The organism is [Clostridium] fimetarium (assembly GCF_900111235.1).
Classification (GTDB): domain Bacteria; phylum Bacillota; class Clostridia; order Lachnospirales; family Lachnospiraceae; genus Clostridium_N; species Clostridium_N fimetarium.
In genome coordinates this window covers 21,720-43,574 of record NZ_FOJI01000002.1, presented here as the reverse complement: position 1 = coordinate 43,574, position 21,855 = coordinate 21,720, and the positions used below count along the sequence as shown (strand labels likewise).

At 32.5% G+C, this 21,855-nt stretch carries 22 protein-coding genes; 2 read left to right on the top strand and 20 right to left on the bottom strand.

Annotated features, from left to right (window positions below; translation table 11 throughout):
• Window position 1 precedes the first annotated feature (1 nt).
• The 7 genes from BMY18_RS02630 to BMY18_RS02600 all read right to left on the bottom strand — a co-directional run bounded on the left by BMY18_RS02630 (window position 2) and on the right by BMY18_RS02600 (window position 5,172).
• Window positions 2-841 carry a hypothetical protein gene (locus BMY18_RS02630; RefSeq protein WP_092450319.1) on the bottom strand — a complete coding sequence of 280 codons (840 nt, stop codon included), beginning with the start codon at window positions 839-841 and terminating at the stop codon, window positions 2-4.
• On the bottom strand, window positions 831-1,649 hold the full coding sequence (locus BMY18_RS02625; RefSeq protein ID WP_092450317.1) for a hypothetical protein: 819 nt from the start codon (window positions 1,647-1,649) through the stop codon (window positions 831-833). Before BMY18_RS02625 ends, BMY18_RS02630 begins: the two co-directional genes overlap by 11 nt.
• A 6-nt stretch (window positions 1,650-1,655) precedes the next feature.
• The gene (locus BMY18_RS02620) at window positions 1,656-2,420 is read right to left on the bottom strand and encodes a hypothetical protein (RefSeq protein WP_092450315.1); all 765 of its coding nucleotides are present in this window, start codon (window positions 2,418-2,420) and stop codon (window positions 1,656-1,658) included.
• A gap of 20 nt (window positions 2,421-2,440) precedes the next feature.
• Complete coding sequence (locus BMY18_RS02615; protein WP_092450312.1) at window positions 2,441-3,685, bottom strand: ATP-binding protein; 1,245 nt, start codon at window positions 3,683-3,685, stop codon at window positions 2,441-2,443.
• Entirely contained in the window at window positions 3,663-3,977 is a 315-nt protein-coding gene (locus tag BMY18_RS02610; RefSeq protein ID WP_139197205.1) for a LytTR family DNA-binding domain-containing protein, read from the bottom strand. Before BMY18_RS02610 ends, BMY18_RS02615 begins: the two co-directional genes overlap by 23 nt.
• A gap of 114 nt (window positions 3,978-4,091) precedes the next feature.
• Complete coding sequence (locus BMY18_RS02605; RefSeq protein ID WP_092450308.1) at window positions 4,092-4,379, bottom strand: LytR/AlgR family response regulator transcription factor; 288 nt, start codon at window positions 4,377-4,379, stop codon at window positions 4,092-4,094.
• 10 nt (window positions 4,380-4,389) lie between these two features.
• Window positions 4,390-5,172 carry a hypothetical protein gene (locus tag BMY18_RS02600; protein WP_092450306.1) on the bottom strand — a complete coding sequence of 261 codons (783 nt, stop codon included), beginning with the start codon at window positions 5,170-5,172 and terminating at the stop codon, window positions 4,390-4,392.
• Window positions 5,173-5,899: 727 nt separating this feature from the next.
• On the opposite strand from BMY18_RS02600, the gene BMY18_RS02595 reads away from it, so the two are divergent.
• Together BMY18_RS02595 and truA are read left to right on the top strand one after the other, a co-directional pair.
• Window positions 5,900-6,475 carry a TIGR01440 family protein gene (locus BMY18_RS02595; RefSeq protein WP_092450304.1) on the top strand — a complete coding sequence of 192 codons (576 nt, stop codon included), beginning with the start codon at window positions 5,900-5,902 and terminating at the stop codon, window positions 6,473-6,475.
• 133 nt (window positions 6,476-6,608) lie between these two features.
• Complete coding sequence (truA, locus tag BMY18_RS02590; RefSeq protein WP_092450302.1) at window positions 6,609-7,364, top strand: tRNA pseudouridine(38-40) synthase TruA; 756 nt, start codon at window positions 6,609-6,611, stop codon at window positions 7,362-7,364.
• A gap of 623 nt (window positions 7,365-7,987) precedes the next feature.
• Here truA and BMY18_RS02585 read toward each other — a convergent pair.
• The 13 genes from BMY18_RS02585 to BMY18_RS02525 form a co-directional block, all read right to left on the bottom strand.
• Window positions 7,988-9,205: an NAD(P)-dependent oxidoreductase gene (locus BMY18_RS02585; RefSeq protein ID WP_092450300.1), complete on the bottom strand. Its 1,218-nt coding sequence runs from the start codon at window positions 9,203-9,205 to the stop codon at window positions 7,988-7,990.
• A gap of 225 nt (window positions 9,206-9,430) precedes the next feature.
• Entirely contained in the window at window positions 9,431-9,784 is a 354-nt protein-coding gene (locus BMY18_RS02580; protein WP_092450298.1) for a DUF5640 domain-containing protein, read from the bottom strand.
• 69 nt (window positions 9,785-9,853) lie between these two features.
• On the bottom strand, window positions 9,854-11,284 hold the full coding sequence (locus BMY18_RS02575; RefSeq protein WP_092450295.1) for a UDP-N-acetylmuramoyl-tripeptide--D-alanyl-D-alanine ligase: 1,431 nt from the start codon (window positions 11,282-11,284) through the stop codon (window positions 9,854-9,856).
• A gap of 30 nt (window positions 11,285-11,314) precedes the next feature.
• Window positions 11,315-12,358 carry a D-alanine--D-alanine ligase family protein gene (locus tag BMY18_RS02570; RefSeq protein ID WP_092450292.1) on the bottom strand — a complete coding sequence of 348 codons (1,044 nt, stop codon included), beginning with the start codon at window positions 12,356-12,358 and terminating at the stop codon, window positions 11,315-11,317.
• Between the two features lie 55 nt (window positions 12,359-12,413).
• Window positions 12,414-13,481, bottom strand: coding sequence for a hypothetical protein (locus tag BMY18_RS02565; RefSeq protein ID WP_092450290.1), 1,068 nt, complete (start codon window positions 13,479-13,481; stop codon window positions 12,414-12,416).
• 51 nt (window positions 13,482-13,532) lie between these two features.
• Window positions 13,533-14,879 carry a phosphodiester glycosidase family protein gene (locus tag BMY18_RS02560; RefSeq protein ID WP_207647418.1) on the bottom strand — a complete coding sequence of 449 codons (1,347 nt, stop codon included), beginning with the start codon at window positions 14,877-14,879 and terminating at the stop codon, window positions 13,533-13,535.
• 147 nt (window positions 14,880-15,026) lie between these two features.
• Window positions 15,027-15,725, bottom strand: coding sequence for a GntR family transcriptional regulator (locus BMY18_RS02555; protein WP_092450288.1), 699 nt, complete (start codon window positions 15,723-15,725; stop codon window positions 15,027-15,029).
• 95 nt (window positions 15,726-15,820) lie between these two features.
• Window positions 15,821-17,212 (bottom strand): beta/alpha barrel domain-containing protein, encoded by a 1,392-nt coding sequence (locus tag BMY18_RS02550; RefSeq protein ID WP_092450285.1) that lies wholly within the window; start codon window positions 17,210-17,212, stop codon window positions 15,821-15,823.
• A gap of 384 nt (window positions 17,213-17,596) precedes the next feature.
• On the bottom strand, window positions 17,597-18,976 hold the full coding sequence (locus BMY18_RS02545; protein WP_092450283.1) for a citrate/2-methylcitrate synthase: 1,380 nt from the start codon (window positions 18,974-18,976) through the stop codon (window positions 17,597-17,599).
• A gap of 208 nt (window positions 18,977-19,184) precedes the next feature.
• Window positions 19,185-19,721 (bottom strand): DUF1653 domain-containing protein, encoded by a 537-nt coding sequence (locus BMY18_RS02540; protein WP_092450281.1) that lies wholly within the window; start codon window positions 19,719-19,721, stop codon window positions 19,185-19,187.
• 93 nt (window positions 19,722-19,814) lie between these two features.
• A complete protein-coding gene (locus BMY18_RS02535) occupies window positions 19,815-20,393 on the bottom strand; it encodes a zinc dependent phospholipase C family protein (RefSeq protein WP_170841268.1) in 579 nt (192 codons plus the stop codon).
• 149 nt (window positions 20,394-20,542) lie between these two features.
• Window positions 20,543-21,424: a hypothetical protein gene (locus BMY18_RS02530; protein ID WP_092450277.1), complete on the bottom strand. Its 882-nt coding sequence runs from the start codon at window positions 21,422-21,424 to the stop codon at window positions 20,543-20,545.
• 2 nt (window positions 21,425-21,426) lie between these two features.
• The gene (locus BMY18_RS02525; RefSeq protein WP_092450275.1) at window positions 21,427-21,807 is read right to left on the bottom strand and encodes a response regulator; all 381 of its coding nucleotides are present in this window, start codon (window positions 21,805-21,807) and stop codon (window positions 21,427-21,429) included.
• Window positions 21,808-21,855 lie beyond the last annotated feature (48 nt).

Here is a 21,855-nt window from a genome sequence, read left to right as displayed (position 1 = left end):
ATTAAATAATATTTTTTTTATTGAAGTAAATAATACTTCCGGCTATTGATATTGTTAAAATAATTATATTCACTAAAATTGCGGTTAATATGCCGATTCCATCTTTCATGAAAACTTCGCTTCTTTGTACCATTGAAAGATTAGCAATTAAATATGGTGTCATCGAATATGCCGATAAAATCAAAATCGAAGCAACGATTAGAAAACTTATTATCGGCTTTACAATGAGTGACAAAAACATCTGCATTTGTGATATGGCCAAAGAACTTAGTATTGGTAGAAATATGATTGCGAATAAATACTTTGCCTGTCCCACATCGACATTGTTAAGTTCAAAATTTTCACTACAAACAGACTGCGTTAGTGTTAATTGTAGTCGTCCTGTTTTAATTAAGGCAGCAATGATAGTACCAATATATATAACTAGATAAAACGCTAATACGGCTAATACATTCCATATTATTTTACTTATAATCCACATATTTCTTGAACGAACTCTGGTAATTATATTATTTCCGCATTTTTCAAGATCATCAATTATATAGTTACCTATAAAAAAAGCAATCATTAGATGAAATGCCATCCATTCAACAGGAATATCAAATTGCGTTTTTCCATCTGGAATAAATTTCTTCATTCCGTGAAACATATTCATAAGATAATCTAAAAACCCTGGTGTAGAATTAATAATTTTATGAATATATTGAAATTCGCAATTTCTAATAAAAACCAATGTTATCATAAGCGAAAGAGTTAACATCGCAAGATATTTTTTCCATTTATCAAGAATCCCCCAACTAATATCATATTTCAATAATTTTCGTATAATTTTATAAGACATCTTTTTTCGCCCCCCTTAGCGATGTAATTGCTAAGAGAAATAATACAAGAAATTCAACATATATAAAGGTCATTTTATCTGTCAATAAAAAATTGATTTTAGCAAACACAATTGGCGATAGATAATAGCCAAGATAATATTGTGATAGCATATGCATCCCATAACAGATTATAAATGGAGTAAGAACAATGGCAAATCGATTATCCTCCCAATAGGTAAAGACCATGCACAGGCAATTAATAAGACCAAATAATACAAAATCAAAAACAATAAATATGATTACATATAGAAATGTATAATCACTGTAAAAGATTTCATTAAACATATGAAATCCCTTAATCATATATCCACCCGATTCAACATACGGACGTGTGGATGGCATCGATATAATTGCTAATATATAGCTTAATAGGATAGGAGTAGCTGCTACAACGCCTCCGCTAATAAATAATGTAATTAGCTTTGATAAAAAGTAATTTTTTTTATCTGTCTTAATTAATATATTATTGATATAGCCATCTTTCTTGTCCATAAAAAGAGAAGCTCCATATGGAATAGCCGCTAAGATTGGTACAATAAAGGTAAAAAGATAACTAAAAGTATCAAAAGTCAGCCCCAAAATACAGTGATATGACGAAAGCAAATATGTAGTTTTATCATAGTCCAAAGTACTATAAAAACCTTTCATATATTTTGTAACTACTAAAATATAGAACAAAATTGCAATTCCATTTCCTACCACTAGTGAAAAAAGCATTCCTTTACTTCTAAATGCCCTTGTTAATTCCATTTTCAACATAGCTTTCATAAAACATTACCCCCTAGTATTATTTAAAAATTCTTTTTTTCTAATGATGATTATCGACGAAAATATAAATGCTATGATTATCAATGATAGAATAATTACATCAAATATAAATTTATCACCTGTAATAAAATCCATTTCTCTCAATCTTACTTTACTAAATAAATTTAAAACAAATAATGGATTACACGAATTCCACAAACAATAAGCAATTACGATAAAGCTTGAAATTATCTGCGAATTGGTTATCCAATATATTAGATTGCATAGAATCGATATTATACTTATTACCAATGCTCCTATAATAATTGTGCTAAATATTACAAAAGCCTGTTTACCTTGAACTGTTATTCCATGCGTCCTTTTAAAAAACATGCTATCTTCTAAATCCCAATTATATGTAATAATTCCTTTTATAGCTCCGAAGATAAAGTCAAACAATACAACGCTACACATAACAATGAAACTATTAATAATAATATGCATATTTTGTCTAAGCCAAATAATTCTTTTATCTTTATATCTTAAAATCAAGTTCGTATTGAAATCATATTTTGTCATATGCATTGCTAAATATGCTGGGAAAATCGTTAAAAATGTTCCAATATAATTGGGGTTCAGAATCATTAATATCAAATCCATTTTACAGATACTAAAGTTATAGTTACTATACTGATTGATAAATCCAATTGAATACCCAATCGAAGAAGCATAAATTATAAATAGCATTAGAAATATCATTTTCTTGTTTTCCATTAGTTTTTCTTTATACATACTTGTCCCTCCCCCAAAAGTTAACATTGCATCATAATACTAATTCTAAATCTATCATTTTCATTTTCAATCAAAAATTCACCATTGTATTTTTCTACGACTCTAGTTATATTTTTTAGCCCCATTCCATGGTTCTTTTTATCTAATTTACTAGTAATTATCTTTCCATCTGCTATAGTGATTTTTTGTGATGCATTAGATGAGTCAATATATAAAATTCCAGATTCATATTTTACAGCCAGCCTAATCTCTTTTTCGGATTCTAAGCAATGTTCAATTGAATTATCAATCATATTGCCGAACAAAATTACAAGATCAGTTTCTTTGATATTTATCTCATCAGGAACAATTAGCTTTAATTTACATTTAAATCCTTTCTCTACCGCCTCATTGATTTTAAAATTAAGGATACTATCTATTAATAAATTACCAGACTTCGCATATTCATTTTTGCCTAACATGGAATCTAACTCATCTTTATAATCAAATATATTTGCATCATCTCCCGATTTACTTTGCATGTACATCATATGGTTCTTTAAATCATGGCGTAGTGCATGCAGTTTCTCGTTGCTTTCCCGCATTAGCTCAAATTGTCTGTTATAATATATATTTTGCTGCTTTATTAATTCATCTTCTCTTTTCTTATCATCAATCGAATTGATATATTCAAATGTATAAAACATAATAATATTTATTATACAGATACCAATTATATCCACGATTAACCATACTGTAATGTCCATTGTCGAAACCATATTATATATAATAAGAAGAGAAATAAACGGAGTTATTACAATAAAGAAAGATTGTTTTTGCAATTCAAATAAATTATCTAGTAATTTTTTGAATTTTAAAAATCCTATATATACAAATATCATTAAGAACCTCGAAAGCAATAATATTGTATAATAGAATTCTATCCCTCTATTTTCATAAGACTTACTAATTGCCAGTATTGTAATATATATCATATTAGTAAATATAAATATTAAAAACGTGATACATATTCTTGAATAATAATTATTTCCATAATTTAATGTGATCACAAATAACATCGCCGCTAATACAAAATACGGTTCTATACCACTTTCGTAATTATGGAATAACATTATTGTAACAAAGAACAAAATATAAGATAGAATTTCAGTTGATTTATCACTCGTTTTTTCCTTGTAAATACAATTCATTAATAGATAAATAATGTAACAATATATTATATTAGCAATCAATAAATTCATATTAGTGATTAATAAATTTATCATTTTTTTGCCTCCATATATTCATTAATTGTTGGCGGGCTTTCGTCTTGTATGGCTTGCTAATATTTAACTCACTTCCATCGTTCATTATAACAAGATCATAGGTATATCTAAAAATATGCATTGGATTAATCACGCATGACTTATGGATTCTAATTAGTCCCGCATCTTCAAATCGAACTATATAATCATCAATTTTCCCATAAAAGCTCTCTTCTGAATTAATAGTAATCACTTTTAATTTTCGTGCTTCACTGTTAATAAACCTGATATCCTTAATTTTAACTGCATTCATATCATATCCGCTTTTAAATTCAATTGTATTTTCTTCGATCAATAGGCGACTTATGTTATTAAAAGTGTCCTCAATTTCCTCTTTGCTAAAAGGTTTTACCAAAAAATCGGCTGGTCATATTTTAAATAACTGCATTGCATAATTTTCTTTTGATGATATGTATATTATCTGGGTAATTGCATCATTAAGCTCGCTTCTGATTTTATGTCCAATATCTACTCCACTTATGGAATTCAACTCAATATCCAGAAAAATGATGTCATATCTTTTCCCAGAAGTTAGGTTTCCAATCAGTTCTTCTCCTGTATAAAAGACTTCTACAAGATTAATATTACTTACTATTGTCTGTTCAATTAATTCACAAATTGCCGTTTCATCATCACATATTGCAACCTTTATCATTATGAATGCCTCACTCCCATATAATATCTGAATAATTTACTTTGATAAACCCATAACGATTATTATATACTGTGATACTCTTTCCCGTAGTATTTGGGATGTTATCTCCAAGTGGTGCCACTTTTATTACCAAATTACAATTATCTAGTGTAACTTTATCAATTATAAAATAAACGGTGTCACTATTGGTTTCATCCGGATGTAGTTTTACATCTCCAAAAGTTTCTGAACCCTCGCTTCCCTTTTGTGAATCAAAAAAAATAGATCCTTTATTTGTACGTAAGTCGATAATTTCATATTGGTCGTCTACATGATAACAACTAAATCCAGACAGCATTGTAACAGCCGTATCCTTATTTTTACTTGTAATTTTAAAATCCACTTTGGCTATACAGGTATTTTCTTTTTTCAAACTCCCATCTGCATTGTATGCAATAGGATATACAAGATATTTCTCTTTCAATATTTCGGCTGGCAGTTTATCTAGTATTCTAAAGTTACTGAATTCAAACTGAAAGTTACCAGTAGAAGCCTCTTCAAAAGAGTTTCCTATTTTACCATATAACGTTAATGGCTGATTGAATTCCACTACCTGTGTTTTAATGAAATCTTCTTTTTCTAACTTCATCACCTTATCTTTTGTATCATTGCTGTCAGCACTTTCCACACTAATAGCTGTATTCTGATCTGCCTTCTGATTTTTCTTATCACCTATGTAATATTTGTAGCTTGAAGCAAGTGAAACTATAAGTATTGTAGCAATGATTATCTCAGTAATTCTATTTTTTTTCATTTTATTATACCCCCTTGTAGAAAAATGAAGCTAATTGCCATATTTCAATCATTATTATATAATGCAACCGCTATCCTTGCGAATGCATTTTATACCCCTAGATTAATGAAACTAGTAAAAGTATCAAATACATCCTACTAACACCAGCTTCAATAATAAACATTATTCACCCATAAAATTCCCATCGCAAGAAGCCTGTAATTAATAGATGATAACTGACTTCCTAGCAATCATCAAATTATTTTATTACATATAACAAAATTCCCAAACACCCTATCGACACTATATTACATATATAAAATAACATAAAAATCAATTCATTTCCTAGTATTGTAAAAAACATACCCTACTTATGTCAAAAATAACTACATTACAAGATTTAAAATCCATATATATCCCAGCATTTTTCAAACATATTCCTTCATTCCCTTATCCTATGAATTGTACATATTATCCAATTATAATACACTATTTACAAATTGAAAACAAAACAATCTCTCCCCGCTCTTTGCCCTTTTCTTTTACCCTTGCCCTTTTCTTTTATTCTTGCCCTTCTTCCCCCCAAGACAAAACAACAAAGTTTGCAGGTGAATTATGGCGCAGCCATCTGAACCTGCAAACTTTGTTGTTTTGTCTCCTTGAAAGTTTGGATGAAACGTTGTATTATTAGACACAATCATTATTATATAAAAATTTATAAAGATAAAACAGAAAGAGGCATATAACTATGGCAAATGGTATTTCTACTGATCAATATAAAGATTTAGATTTAATAAAACAAGAAACACTAAGTGTTCTGGACGAATTGCTTAGCGTTGCAAATTTAGATAGAGGAGATATTTTGGTTGTGGGATGCTCTACAAGTGAGGTCTCAAAACATAGCATAGGCTCATTTTCTAATGCAGAAATCGGCAAAGTAATATTTGAAACGCTTCATACCGAACTCGAAAAGAATGGGATTCATTTAGCGACACAGTGTTGTGAGCACCTTAACCGAGCTATTATTATAGAAAAATCAGTTGCCAAGGAATATAGACTCCCGATTGTTAATGTTGTTCCACAACTAAAAGCTGGTGGCTCATTTTCAACTGCTGCATTTGCTGGATTTACAAATCCTGTCGCTGTTGAATATATTCAGGCACAGGCAGGCATCGATATCGGTGATACTTTGATTGGTATGCATCTAGCTCCTGTAGCTGTTCCCGTTCGAGTTGCGACGAAGGAAATAGGCGGTGCACATATTGTCTGTGCAAGAACAAGAGGGAAATATATTGGTGGCGAAAGAGCCTGTTATAACGGCTAATTATCATAAGTAAAACATCAGTTACTTAGTATATGAATCATATACATTTAACTATTTACTATTTACAAGATTAAAGCATAACAAATAAATATGAGGGAATTATCTTTTCCCTTGCGCCCTTAGAAGGAGACACATGAATAATTACAAACTCTACATTCAGTATGATGGTCACAAATATAATGGCTGGCAAAAGCAAGGAAACACGGACAGCACGATACAGGGTATCCTCGAGGATACAATTTCAAAATATCTTAGTGTATTCGACTCTCAAAGCATTCCAATTGAGCTTAATGGTTCAGGACGTACCGACGCTGGCGTGCACGCCGATGGACAGGTTGCCAATTTTAAAACGAACATAGAAATATCCACAGATGATTTTCTTACAAACATTAACGACAATCTCCCAAAAGATATACGCGTTTTTGGCATAGAAAAAGTTGATATTACCTTCCATGCAAGATTAAGTGCAACTGGCAAATTTTACTCCTATTACATCGATAATGGTGATGTCGCTAGTGTATTTAAGAAAAATTACAATTTGCGAGTTGAAGCGCCACTAAACTTAGATGCAATGAGAATGGCTGCTTCCTTCCTTGAAGGAGAGCACAACTTCATATCATTTTGTGCAAAAACTGATTTAAAAAAAACAACCGTCAGAACGATATATGATATCAAGATAACTTCCAATAATGGCCTAGTCAGAATTTGTTACCATGGAAATGGTTTTCTATACAATATGGTTCGCATTCTAACCGGTACCTTAATTGAAATTGGCCTAGGCAAGATGTCCCCTGGCTATATCATCGAAATACTAGCCCAAAAAGATAGAGGCTTAGCCGGCCCAACCGTTTCTGGAAATGCATTATTTCTAGATAAAGTTGAATATTAATAAATTTAGCAAAGTAGCTTTTCTATGCAGTTGCTTTTCTATGCAATCGCTTATAAGTAATCTATATTCTTTGCAGAATTCCTTATAAGTGATCTATTTCTACTAGCTCATAGACCGCGTTACACGATATACAAATCAAAGTCCATGCTTGAATTTCTATTTATATAAAACCCTTTAAACAAGAAATCCCCTACTTATAATGATATCAAGCATTATAAGTAGGGGATTATCTTTTTTTCTTTATCTTTTATCTTTATCTTTTATCTTTATCTTTTTTCTCTTTTTTTCCGCCAATATGATTTCAGTGTCAAAACTCTTTTCAACCGTAACCGGTGAATAACCATTTATCATTATGCATTTCGCCGCCGACCGGCTGAAAGCAGTGTTAATGTTTTGCGCGAAGGCATAAGTCAAGCTGACATGCTTGCATGTCAATTTGACGCCGCCCGCGAACCGAAGCATTATGCTTCGGTTGTCATGACTCAGATGAAAAATGAGCGAAGCGAGTCTTTTCATCATCCCTGAGGCATGTAAAAAACATGCTGCTTGAAGGAAAGGCAAGGCAAATGCATAATGATAAATGGTTATTCACTCAACACCTCCAAAAGTTTTCCCCACTAAAATCATATCTTACTCATGTACTCATCCATTGCATCAGCAACCTGCTTTGAATAATGAACTGCCTCAACTACGGTCTTTGCACCTTGTACTACATCTCCTGATGCAAATATTCCTGGACGAGTCGTTTCACCTGATTCATCTGTTATAATTAGACCTTTTTTATTGACATCAATACCAGTTGTTGTTGTGATCACCTTATCCTTAGGTCCTTGACTAACTGCAACGATGATAGAATCAGCATGATATAGCTTCTCACTACCTGCAACATTGGTCTTGTTACCAAATTCATCCATTGCAACATCACAAAATATTGGTCCATCTTCAGTCAATTCCACTGGTGATTTAAGATATTCAAACTTAACGCCGTCAATTTCAGCATACTCAACTTCACGAGCACTCGCTCTTACTTTTTCACTTCGCGTATAAACGGTTACATTTCTTGAACCTTTTCTAAGAACGGTCCTAGCAACATCCATTGCTGAGTTACCAGCACCAATAATTGCTACTGTATTTCCAAGTGTATAGGAATCCGGATTTACAAGATAATCAATTGCGAAGTTTACATTACCAAGCGTTTCACCCTTTATTTTAAGTGAATTAGGGCGCCATACGCCAGTACCTATAAATACGGCCAAATATCCATCTCTAAATAGATCATCTATGCTGATTGCTCCGCCAATTGTTGAATTCGGGCGAAACTTAATTCCCATTGCCGTCATTTTTTCTCTATAATTGTCAAGAATATTCTTCGGCAAACGAAATTCCGGGATTCCGTAACGAAGTACTCCGCCTATCTTTTCTCTTGTTTCAAATACGGTTACATCATATCCACGACTAGCTAGTATGATTGAAATTGTGATTCCCGCAGGTCCAGAACCAATTACTGCAGCTCTTTTATTTTTGCGCTCCACTTTTTCGGGTGTCATTTTTGCAAAATAATTGTTAGAGATATAATTTTCAATACTACTTATGTGAACAGGACTTCCCTTCCTGCCTAATATACAGTGACCTTCACATTGTGCCTCATGATCACATACAAGTGAACAAATGATTGACAATGGATTATTTTGAAATAACATTTCACCAGACTCTGTAATTTTCCCATTTAAAAATTCTTTTATCATTGTTGGAATTTCTGTTGAAATAGGGCAACCTACTCTACACAACGGATTCTTACAATTCAAACAACGCTTTGCTTCATTAATTACATGATCTGCCATTTCCTTAACCTCCTATATTTGATAATTTATTTCTTGCCATTATAGCATAAGTATTAGCCATAAGTATAGTATATCAGCGTTAGTAGATTTATTAACAAGTGCATATACTAAATTTTCCCAATTTTATAATAATATATACACAAAAAAAGGAAACATAAGATTATGCTTCCCCATTACCGATTTTACAAAATATTTAACAGCGTATTTTATAAATATTTTAATCATTTACTTCTTTTGAAAAGCTACATCTTTCCCATCAATCGTCATTGTTAGGGTGTCGCCATCAAGCTTATAATTATAACTATTTATTGTATCTTCACCTAAAATCTTCATTACGATTGAAATTGTTTCTCCCTCAATTGTATATGTAAAATCAATTGTTGACATCGAATAGATTGTATTTGTATAGGTTCCTGTTCTATCTGCATTAAATGTATATTCGTCTTTTACTTCACTACTATTAGACTGTAACCATGCTCCTACAACCGTATTTTTCTTACTACCACATGCAATTAATGAAAAAGTAAGCACTAATATTGTCAAAACAGCTAATATTTTCCTTGATACTCTATTATTCATACCGCTCCTCATTTCTAAACAGTTTTTGTGCGTATATTTTTGCTATTTGTTATTATATATTAAGCTATTTTAAATAGCAAGATATTCCACCACTTTAGAAAACTCCATTCCATGGGATGCCTTTACCAAAATAGTGTCGCCTGTATGAATAATATTTTTGAGCTGCAAGAGCAACTCATCACGCGTATCAAAATGTAGAACATGACCTAAATTGGAACGATTCGAAGCCTGATTACTATTTTCTACGGCATTACTAATTTCTTTTGCCAATGAACCAACGGTAATTAGGATATTAATCTCTTTGCTTGCAAGATATTCACCAACTTCATAATGAAGTTTTCTCTCGTCTATGCCCAATTCAAACATGTCTCCAAGGATACATACTTTTCGTCCAATAGCAGTATTGATCACATCGATTGAAGCTTTCATGGATACTGGATTTGCATTATAACAATCGTCAATAATTGTATAGCCATTTTTCTTGATAATATGATTTCTTCCACTAAGTGATTCCAAGCTCTCGATTCCAGCTTTTATCTCTTCTTTTGATAATCCTAAGACTTTGCCAACAACGGTTGCCGCAAGTGCATTGTATACCATATGATGACCTGGAATTGGAATAACTACGTCGAATGCTTCTTCCTCACCACAGTGAATTGTCGCTTTCATACCATCTAAGCCCAGATTTTCAATTCCATCTGCAAAATAATCACACTGATTGTCGATTCCAAAAAAATATGGAGTTTTTCCATTCACACTATGTATCGTAACTAATTTATCATCATCACCATTTAAAATGACACTTCCATCGGCTGCCATGGACTTAAATATCTCAGTCTTTGCTTTCAATATTCCATCCCTGGATTTCAGATTCTCCAAATGGCAAAGTCCTATATTGGTAATCACACATATATCCGGTTTTGCAATTTTTGTCAGTCTTGTCATTTCACCAAAATCACTAATTCCCATCTCTAAAACGGCAACTTCATCATCTTGGGTCAATCTAAAAATTGTAAGTGGCAGTCCTATTTCATTATTAAAATTACCTAGCGTTTTTAAGACTCTGTACTTCTTAGAAATCACAGCAGCAATCGTTTCTTTCGTACTTGTTTTACCAACACTACCTGTGATACCGATTACTTTCACATCTAGCACGCTTCGGTAATACTGCGCAATATCTTTGATTGCTTGAAGTGAAGATTCGACTTTGATATATGGATGGTTTTTATCTGCTAGTTCTTTTTCAGTTATACAACAAAGTGCACCCTTTTCATATACCGATTCAATATAATCATGGCCATCACTTCGCTCGCCCTTAATTGCAATAAACAGACTATCTTTTTCGACTTTTCTGCTATCTATGATAACCCCACTAACGGTTACCTCTTTGTCATCCTCGGTTATGTCTTTGTCTTCTTCGGTTACGTCTTTGTTCTCTTCTAGACCATAGTAAATGCCATTGCAAGCCTTAGCAATGGCAGCCAACGTCATACCTTTCATATTAACTCCCTATCCGTGTGCTTTCGCAGTTTACTGATATTTCTTCATGGAAATTTCGATTATATGTTCACATAGTTGATCATATGACATACCGGTAGCCTGTGCCTCTTGAGGTAATAAGCTCGTGGATGTCATCCCTGGTAATGTGTTTATCTCAAGGCAGAAAATCTTGTTATTTTCATCTAACATAAAATCTACTCTGCCATATGTCTCAAGATTGATTGCAAAACAGGCGTGTACTGCATATGCCTGCATTTTTTCTGTAATTTCATCTGTTAACTGGGCTGGACATGTTTCGTCAACTAAACCTGCATTATATTTGTTTTTGTAATCGTAGAAACCATTCAAAGGTGCGATTTCAATTATTGGAAGTGCGATACCCTCAATTACTCCTATTGAAAATTCTCTACCTTTTACATATTCTTCAACAACAATATTATCTTCCCATACAAATGCTTCTTTCAACGCTTTTTCGTATTCGGCAATATTATTTACAATCGATACGCCCACGCTTGAACCTCCGCAAGAAGGCTTAACCACACATGGAAATGGAATATCTTGTTCGTTTTCAACATCTTTGCTCGTAACCGTAAATCCTCCTGGAACAGGTACTCCGGCCGCTGCTAATATTGTTTTTGTTATATCCTTATTCATAGCCAATGCACTGCTTAAATATCCTGTGCCTGTGTATTTGATCTCCATAAGGTCAAATATTCCTTGAATCTTGCCATCTTCACCATTAGAGCCATGTAGCCCCATAAATACAATATCAGCTGCCTTACATAATTCTAATACATTAGGGCCAAAGAAACTTTCACCCATTACATTTCTTTTCTTAACAATCTCTGCTACTTCAAGTGTTCTTTTCTTTAGAACTTGGGCCAATACATCCAAATCTTCTCTATTATGAAATACATCATTTATATTATTATAAGTTTCTTCATAACCCAAAAAAACATCGATTACAATAGCATTGTGACCTTTTCTTCTTAACGCATTGCAAACCATTGTTCCTGTAACAATTGAAACATCTCTTTCTGTGCTGGTTCCGCCAGCTAAAACTACTATATTCATATTTTTATATCTCCTTATTACATTTTAACACATGATTTTTCCAATAACTACTATATCACTTAATCACAAAGTCGGCAACACGCCATTCGTCATTTGTTTTAACAAAGTAATATCTAAGATTCGTAGGATACTGAAATATCTTCTTTGACAATATAAAACTAATTGTAACTGATACATCACAAGAATAGCAATTCGTCGAATACATTTGATAATTACTAACTATCAAATCTTCAAATTCTGGTAATGTATGATTTCCATACCATATATTGACTGATGCAATTGTCTTTAAAGAATTATATGAATCCGAATTTGCTATCAAGAATGGGGAAAGCGATGCAAATTTTGCATCATTATATACGTATTTTCCATATATTTGAGTAATATCAACAATACGGCTTTCCTGTGATTTATTAAAATCTAGATTACTCTCAAATGCGAATTTTAAGTTATGTGTGTTTTGATATGATGGTAATAACTTTGCATTGAAAATATTTCCAACCGCTGTAATCTCAGGCTTTGAGTATAATCCTGAAACGCTATATTTTACCATTGTTGGTACAGTGACATATTTTGCTGTAGAAGCCAAATCAGTAATTGCAATATCTTTTTCTTTTATGTAATCCTTTGAAAGTGGTATTCCATTCACATAGACCGTTGCACCATTTGGTGCCGAAATTACATAATCATCTAAGGGTTTTAGGATATCACTTATGCTCTGCATTTCCCATCTATCCATTTTAAAACTAGCTTTTTCAGTGCTCTTTACAAGTGTGACTGTGGCTACTATCACTCCATCTTTTTCCACGTTATAAACCGGAGTATCTTTTGAATACGCTCCCGGCTTTTGTTTAAAATCCCATTGTCCATCCATCGACATATTATCAAGATATTTAATTATTGTGTCATCATTTTCTAATGCTGTTAACTCATATGTCATATATTTTACTAATTGTGAAGAGTCACCATCTTCTAACAATTCAAGGACTTTCTCCATCTCGTGCTTTGGCTGTGATTTTTCATATGCAGACAAAAAGTTCCAAAATAATATAAATCCAGCAACACTTAAGGTAACCCCTATAACTACCATTACACCGTAAACTTTCCAGAAAATCTTTTTTTTCACTTACTTCTCTCCTCAAGGACCATTTTAATCAGAATCAGCAAACTTTTAAAATCATCTTACAATAATTGATGTAGGGATATTTCTTGGCCCATTGATTGATGAATTATTATTAATGTATTCTCCATTATCATATAACACTGTTGATGATCCGCCATCCAAATTAGCAGCATTTACAGCTCCGTATTCCAACATTACATCTACAATATCCGAATAAGTAGCGCCCATAGTATTAGCTTGTCTTCCATCAATCACTAATAAAAGTATTGCACCATCTGCCCTCTGTCCTATTGCAGTTCGCGGATTCACGCCACTACCAGAACCATTGATAGTTACTGAAGTACCATTCACAATAAGAATAGGGCCAAAGCATAATGCATCTCTAATACCCCTGTCAAGCGCTTGTTTTCCGGTCATTCTACCAACTACCAAAACATTTTCTTTATCAAATCCAATCACCTCATATAAAGTCGTTAATGAACCATATTTTAATTTTCCTTCAGATATTACGATTCCAGTTGGCGTTCCGCCATTCCCAACCCCACCTTCATCTTCAAAACCGCCTCCATTAACAGCAATAACCGCATTATAAGATTGTGCAATTTCTTTGACAGTCTTTCCACTGTTTGAACCACCATAATTGCCACTTACTCCCACCGTAACTCTAGATGGGTCATGGACAATAGCCATCTTTCCCTTGTATGTAGATGATACTATATCTTTGATTTCTATTGGTTTCACATTCGCTTGCGCTTCAATCGCTGTCTGGCTTACTGCTATTAAATTTGAATCAGTAACCTCTGATGAAGAAACCACCGAATTCACAGCTCTAATTTCTGCTATTTTTTCATCTGAGAAGAAACTTGTAGCCAAAATTTTGCCAGCACTTGATTCCATTACTGAATCTACGAAAAGATCTCTAACCGTTTCAGATGGACCATAATTAATTATCGTTACTACACCCATTAAATTAATAAATAGTAGTAAAATAACAGTTATAATAGACACCATCGTTCTAACTAAAATCTTTTTCAGTGTTTTTGACTTTTTATTGTATGTATGACCTTTGCTATTTTGCCTTGTTTCTATCTCTAAATCATTTAACTTATTTGTTTCGCGTGTATCTGTATATTCTTGTGCTGCCCCTAATTTTTCTACTTCATCTGTAACTTCCTGGTCTTGATTTTTGGCTATTGCTTCCACTTCTTGCTCTTCGCCTATAACTTCTTGTTCTTGATTTTCGGCTATTATTACTTGTTCTTGCTCTTCGCCTATTACTTCCTGTTCTTCATTTTTGGCTATTACTCCCACTTCTTGATTTTCGCCTATTTCAGCTAACTCCACAATTTCAATAGTTTCGCTGGAATCATTATTACATACACCCTTATCCTCAATTCCCATATCTGCTGTGACCCCTTTAACCTTTTAATAAAATAATAATCTCACTACTATATTATACTTTATTTGCTAAAATAAGCCAATATAAAATACAACAATTTTTAAATATTGTATTTCACAATCAGCTTACATTTACTACAATCTAATATATTAAATCTTACTATCATCCGGTTTTTCACTCAAAATATTTTCTAGGCCTTTATCTGATATATTTTTTATTGTATGAATCATATGCATATTCGCTAATTTTTCAGCCAACGCTTCATCACCTGATTTAATAGCATTTAAAATTGCTTCATGCTCATCGATAGATGCATTTACACGTTCTTTTCTAGATAGTGTTATTTTTCTGACTCTTTCCAAATAATGATGATATTCTGAAAGTGTATGCTTCAAAATCACGCTACCGCATGCATTGTATAATTCTTCATGAAACTTATTATCTAATTCAAATACCTGTTCAAAATTACCCTTCGAACTATGAAATTTCGATAAATACACAATTTCTTCAAGCTCGCTAATCTGCTCTTTTTTAATAAGCTTTGCAGTCCATTTAGCGCATAAACCTTCCAATAGTGATCGAATTACATATATATCTTGAATATCTTTTGAAGATATCCCAGTTACGTAAGCACCCTTGTTCGGTATGATTTTTACTAAGCCTTCAAGTTCTAGTTGCCTTAATGCCTCTCTTACCGGGGTTCTGCTTACACCTAATTCTTTTCCAATCGCGACTTCCTTTAATTCCTCATTCGTTTCATACTGACCCAACAGAATTGCTTCTCTAATTCGGTTAAAAGTACGTCCAGTTAAGGAATAATTATCATGTGATGAATTATTATTTTCCATTTCACTCCTACTTGGTATGCGAATGCAATTCGCATTATTTAGCACCACTTAAATCAGGATGTGAATGATGAAATCATTCACAATTTACTCCTACTTTAAATTAAATTAACTCCGATTTTTTTACAGATCCCATCAATACATTGAATAAGTTCAGCATCAGTGATAGTCGTAACACGTCCTGATTCGTATTCTTCATCAACCCACTTTTTAACTTCAATAACGAGCTCACAGTTTTTATCCACTCTTCTTTCTTCCTTCAGTTGAAAGTATGCGTTAATCCAATGAGCAACACCAGCAAGTCCTGATGAATTAGACACCGCTACCATTACTGGTCTATTAAGAAGCTTCTCTGTATTAAATATATTGTAGATTTCCTCATTCTTTAAAAGTCCATCTGCATGAATACCAGCTCTAGTTACATTAAAGCTTCTTCCAACAAATGGAGTTCTAGAAGGCACTCTATATCCAATTTCTTTTTCATAATATTCTGCCAACTCTGTAATTACGGTTGTATCCATTCCATCTAACGTACCCTTTAGTTGAGCATATTCGAATACCATAGCTTCTAATGGTGTATTGCCAGTTCTTTCACCAATACCAAATAGCGAGCAGTTAACGCCGCATGCACCATAAAGCCAAGCTGTTGTTGAATTAACAACTGCTTTATAGAAGTCATTGTGTCCATGCCATTCCAGATTTTCTGACGGTACATTCGCATTTGTAACAAGTCCATAAATAATACCTTGAACGGAACGAGGAATCACCGCACCTGAGAAATTCACTCCATATCCCATTGTATCGCAAGCACGAATCTTAACTGGTATTTTATATTCATCTTGTAATTTCATTAATTCTAGACAGAAAGGAATTACAAACCCATAAATATCCGAACGTGTAATATCTTCAAGATGACATCTTGGACTTACGCCCATTTCTAGACATTCTCTAATAACACCCAAATAATAATTCATACATTCTTTTCTAGTCATCTTCATTTTATAAAAAATATGATAATCAGAACAACTTACTAAAATCCCTGTCTCCTTCAAACCAATATCCTTAACAAGCTCAAAATCTTTCTTATTTGCACGTATCCAACTTGTAATTTCAGGGAACTTATATCCTCTTTCCATGCATTTGTATACTGCATCACGATCTTTTTTGCTATAAAGGAAAAATTCCGAAGCTCTAATAATGCCCTTTGGTCCACCAAGCTTATGTAAATAATCATACATAGTCAAAATCTGCTCTGGCAAATATGGAGCTCTCGACTGTTGCCCATCCCTAAATGTTGTATCAGTAATCCAAATATCATCTGGCATATTATGAGGAACTACACGATTATTAAAAGCTACTTTAGGAACTTCATCATAAGGAAAAAGATTTCTATATACATTTGGTACTTCTGCATCCACCAAATGATAAATATGCTCCTCCAATTCCAATAAATTCGTATGTTTATTAATATAAACTGGTCTGTTATCCATTATTTCCTCCTAATTAACTTTAATCAAATATTTTCACTTCTTTTGTATGATTGTATACAATAAAACAATCTGTGTCAAGTACGATTTTTATCTGAGTTTTTCCACAATATCCACAAAGTTATGCACTATTTTCTGTTAAACTGCGATTATGTCAAAAGTTTTCAACAAATTGATTTGAATTGTGTAAATATTCTGTTATTTATATAAAAATTGAGTAAAATATATAAGTAACTCCTTATTTCACTTTTAAAAAAAAGCTATATACAATATTAGGGTAGTATGACATTAATATTTTAGCATTTTCAACTAAAACCACCTAATAATTTATTGTATATAGCTTTTGTTATTATATTTTGAGTATATTTTAATCATTTACTACTAATTTTAATCAGTTACTTCTCTGTCAAAAATATCAACATATTCTCTTCTATCCTGAACATTTCTATAAGCTGGTCGAATTATTTTGCCGGCATTAATAAGTTCCTCTATTCTATGTGAACACCATCCTGAAATGCGTGCGACTGCAAATATTGGAGTATATAATTCCGTTGGCAAATCAAGCATACTATAAACAAACCCGCTGTAGAAATCTACATTGGCACTTACACCCTTATATATCTTTCTTTCTTTCGCAATTAGTTTTGATGCTATCCTTTCAACATTTGAATAAAGCTCAAATTCTTTTTCACGACCTTTTTCAACTGAAAGTCTCTTAACAAATCCTTTGAAAACATTAGCTCGTGGATCTGATAATGAATATACTGCGTGTCCCATTCCATATATCAACCCAGTTTTATCAAATGCTTTCTTTTGAAGAATACTATCAAGATGTGCGGAAAGTTCTGCTTCATCATTCCAATCACTTACATTCTCCTTGATTTCATTAAACATCTGAACTACCTTTATATTAGCGCCTCCATGTTTTGGTCCTTTCAGTGAGCCAAGTGAAGCTACAATTGTAGAATAAGTATCTGTTCCTGATGAAGTAACAACATGTGTAGTAAATGTAGAATTATTACCGCCACCATGCTCCGCGTGAAGTACCAACGCGATATCTAGAATCTTAGCCTCAAGTTCTGTATATTTACTGTCACTTCTTAATAAATGCAATATGTTCTCAGCGGTTGATAATTCCGGTTTTGGCTCATGAATAATTAAACTACCACCCATATGGTAATGTTTATAAGCTTGATAACTGTAAACAGCTAATAATGGCAACTCTGATATAAGTTGTAATGATTGTCTCACTACATTAGATATATTAAGTGCATCCGCTTTATCATCGTACGAATACAACATAAGAACACTTCTAGCGATAGCATTCATAATATCATGACTTGGTGCCTTCATAATAATGTCTCTCACAAAATTAGGAGGAATCGATCTATAATATCCTAGCAATGCATTAAAATCTTTCAATTCTAATGCTGTTGGCATAGTTCCAAACATAAGAAGATAGGTTACTTCTTCAAATCCAAATCTGCCTTCTTTATAAAATCCATCAATAATTTCCTCTACATCATAACCTCGATAAAAAAGTTTTCCTTCGCATGGAATTTGATTTCCTTCTTCGTCGGTATCGTATGATTTGATTTCAGAGATTTCAGTAAGTCCAGTTAAGACACCTCTACCATTCAAATCTCTTAGGCCTCTTTTAACTTCATACTTTTCATATAGCGAAACATTTATTTTACTATTACTTTTACATTTTTGTGCTAAGCTTCTTATCTCTGGTGTGATTTTTGTAAACGAATCATCATTCATATAATACCCCCTTGTTTGTTTTTCCATAAAAGTGTGTTATGGCAAGTATAACATATTCAAGGGGTACTACACAATCAAATTATATTAATTTTCTTATTAATTATTGTAAAGTATTAATATTTTTAGCCAATAGACACTGATTTCCTAAAATAGTGCAACTATTATGACTATTTCTTTTGATACTAATTTTAATCACTAATTTTAGCTTCTATCTTAATCTATTACACTCATATTTTATATGTGCCAACAAACAATTCCTAAGTGAGTCATAACGCCTATCCATTGAGCCTTCTTCTACTATAATATCTAATGATATTGCAATATCATTAATTAACCGGTCATCCATTTTTTCTCTTAAAAATGTCAGTACATTTAATTTATCTTGGTAATCTTTTGCATCAAGAAATTGTAAGAGCCTTGGATCAGCAACGCCTTCCTGGTCTTCATCATCATATTCAGCATACACCTTCACTTTATTACTTATAACGGTCTCAACTTCCTTACTCCCCATTGTAACTTTCTCAAAACGATATTTCTGGTTTATTTCTGGATACTTAATATGATCCACTTCACTCATAAACATATCATATGGTCTTACATATACTTTGAAGTCGCCATACATCGCTTGATAAACTACCATTTTATCCTGATTCTCAGAATCATAAGCAATTTCTCTAATTTGGTATAATTGATCCTTAAAATGTTTGTAAAACTCTCCTATCAATAGCACTCTTTCCTCATTCATAAATTCTCCTCCATCTTATGATATAAAATATTACATTTACAAATAGCCCTATATCCAGCTTTCACTAGTTATTAGGGCTATTTTATCATTCGGCTATGCAGCCAACTCTACTCTGTTAATATCTAATAGATTAAGTATACCTTCTACCACTAAATGGCATAATGCAACTATGTACTTACAATCTTCATAAACTGTTTTACTTGCTTTGAGGTATTGTTCATGCGTAGCTAATACAAATTCGCATAAATCTTGCGGGGTTGTAAATGTTTTTGCCAAATCAATATTGACATAAACTTCTCCACTATTAATATAATCCTTTAAGGCAAATTTTAATTCTTTTTCGTATACACAATGTTCTCTAATATTTCCATCAAAAATAGCATTGTGGGGATATGTAAAATAATCTGCCATATAGTGAGTTATCTCACCAAGTTTTCTACAATACGACGTTGAAATATGTTTATATCCTTCATTATCAATCGTGCATCTATTAATCGACTGTTTAACCAATTCAAATGTCTCATCCATATTATGTTTCGTTGTAACAAATGATGGCCTACAATCTGGCAAAATACTTCCTACAATAAAGGCTTTTCTATGCTCATCAAGTATAGTACTGTCCACATTATCTAAAATATACATAGATAATGAAAAATGTGATTTCTTTCTCATACTTCCTCCAATTATCATTGATACATATATATACTATACCAATTGAATAATAATAGTTACTTTTAAATGAATCTCAGTAAACATAATACTATACTCATTGTAGAAAATATACAATCACTATTTTTTACTTATTTTCTATACTATACTTTTTATTTACCTAAAATAAAATTTATAGTACCAAAAGTAAGCATGATTGGAATACAAACATATGATTTTTCCTGAGATATTGATTCATTGGCTATTTCTGGAGGTGCCAATTTCAATTCAATATTGGAATCATTTGACATATTCACCATGAATAGACCATTATGTAGATTCAAGAAATCCTGAGCTGCTGCAATAGAATAGTCATCCAAAACGGGAATATCCTCTCCTGCATAACGTGATACAAACTGTAAAAGTGAAATCTCATCAGTCTGAATAAATGTTAAGGTAGAAAATTCGCCTGATATCTTTTGGCTTACTTTTATATCATTATCTGATAACAACATGCGTTCTGGTGAGACTGCAACAAAATCATCTCCAACAAATCTTACTAAATTATTAAAAAGCAACTTTATGTATGTACCAATATATTTAGATGTATTACTGTCATCAAGTTTATAAAATGCCTTAATTACACTGCTTAGCTTGTCCCCTTTTTGGGAATCAGACATATCCTCTTCGGATAAGTTATACTTTGCTTTAAATTTCGTAAGTGCCTCTTCTAGCTTGCTATTAGTCATATATTCTTTATCTAATAAAGATTGGCTAAGTAATAAATATCTTGCAGGTTGATTTGATAAAAGCTTTTCAACTTGTGTATTGGTCAGATATCCTAATTCTACAGCAATATCTCCTATCCTTTTATCAACTTGTGCTTGCCTTGCATGAACTTTTTCTACTTGAGCAGCTGTTAAATACCCTGCATCAATTGCTAATACTCCTAGTTTAACTCTAGAATTTTTCATTTTTTTAAGACCTTCAATAAGTTGTCTTTTTTCAATATAATTTTCTTCTAAAAGGTAATTCGCAAAAAATTGTGCAAACATATTTAATAACCTCCCGTCAATGCCTTTTTTATGGCACTTGATATTTTGTCATTCTCAAGTGGCTTCTGAACGAAATCACAAGCTCCTGCTTTTATAGATTCTTTTAGATAATCTTGTGTTCCTACGCTGGAAGTCATAATTATCTTTGCATCTGGATTAATCTTAATTATGTCCCCTACTGCCTCAACACCGTCTTTCTTTGGCATTACGATATCCATAAATACAATATCTGGCTTATTTTCCTTGTATTGTTCAACTGCAGCTTCTCCGTCTGTAGCCTCCAATACGTTTTGAAAACCTATACTGTTTAAGTAATCTTTCAGCTTTCTTCTCGCAAATACTGAGTCATCACAAATCAAAACTTTAACCCCATTAAAATCCATAGCTAGATACACTCCTTTATTGTTGTTGTACAAACTCTAACGTGATTT

Coding starts and splice junctions, on each gene's coding strand:
- BMY18_RS02630 (WP_092450319.1), bottom strand. CDS start 841: ATGTCTTATAAAATTATACGAAAATTATTGAAATATGATATTAGTTGG.
- BMY18_RS02625 (WP_092450317.1), bottom strand. CDS start 1,649: ATGAAAGCTATGTTGAAAATGGAATTAACAAGGGCATTTAGAAGTAAA.
- BMY18_RS02620 (WP_092450315.1), bottom strand. CDS start 2,420: ATGTATAAAGAAAAACTAATGGAAAACAAGAAAATGATATTTCTAATG.
- BMY18_RS02615 (WP_092450312.1), bottom strand. CDS start 3,685: ATGATAAATTTATTAATCACTAATATGAATTTATTGATTGCTAATATA.
- BMY18_RS02610 (WP_139197205.1), bottom strand. CDS start 3,977: ATGAATGCAGTTAAAATTAAGGATATCAGGTTTATTAACAGTGAAGCA.
- BMY18_RS02605 (WP_092450308.1), bottom strand. CDS start 4,379: ATGATAAAGGTTGCAATATGTGATGATGAAACGGCAATTTGTGAATTA.
- BMY18_RS02600 (WP_092450306.1), bottom strand. CDS start 5,172: ATGAAAAAAAATAGAATTACTGAGATAATCATTGCTACAATACTTATA.
- BMY18_RS02595 (WP_092450304.1), top strand. CDS start 5,900: ATGGCAAATGGTATTTCTACTGATCAATATAAAGATTTAGATTTAATA.
- truA (WP_092450302.1), top strand. CDS start 6,609: ATGAATAATTACAAACTCTACATTCAGTATGATGGTCACAAATATAAT.
- BMY18_RS02585 (WP_092450300.1), bottom strand. CDS start 9,205: ATGGCAGATCATGTAATTAATGAAGCAAAGCGTTGTTTGAATTGTAAG.
- BMY18_RS02580 (WP_092450298.1), bottom strand. CDS start 9,784: ATGAATAATAGAGTATCAAGGAAAATATTAGCTGTTTTGACAATATTA.
- BMY18_RS02575 (WP_092450295.1), bottom strand. CDS start 11,284: ATGAAAGGTATGACGTTGGCTGCCATTGCTAAGGCTTGCAATGGCATT.
- BMY18_RS02570 (WP_092450292.1), bottom strand. CDS start 12,358: ATGAATATAGTAGTTTTAGCTGGCGGAACCAGCACAGAAAGAGATGTT.
- BMY18_RS02560 (WP_207647418.1), bottom strand. CDS start 14,879: ATGGGAATTGAGGATAAGGGTGTATGTAATAATGATTCCAGCGAAACT.
- BMY18_RS02555 (WP_092450288.1), bottom strand. CDS start 15,725: ATGGAAAATAATAATTCATCACATGATAATTATTCCTTAACTGGACGT.
- BMY18_RS02550 (WP_092450285.1), bottom strand. CDS start 17,212: ATGGATAACAGACCAGTTTATATTAATAAACATACGAATTTATTGGAA.
- BMY18_RS02545 (WP_092450283.1), bottom strand. CDS start 18,976: ATGAATGATGATTCGTTTACAAAAATCACACCAGAGATAAGAAGCTTA.
- BMY18_RS02540 (WP_092450281.1), bottom strand. CDS start 19,721: ATGAATGAGGAAAGAGTGCTATTGATAGGAGAGTTTTACAAACATTTT.
- BMY18_RS02535 (WP_170841268.1), bottom strand. CDS start 20,393: ATGAGAAAGAAATCACATTTTTCATTATCTATGTATATTTTAGATAAT.
- BMY18_RS02530 (WP_092450277.1), bottom strand. CDS start 21,424: ATGTTTGCACAATTTTTTGCGAATTACCTTTTAGAAGAAAATTATATT.
- BMY18_RS02525 (WP_092450275.1), bottom strand. CDS start 21,807: ATGGATTTTAATGGGGTTAAAGTTTTGATTTGTGATGACTCAGTATTT.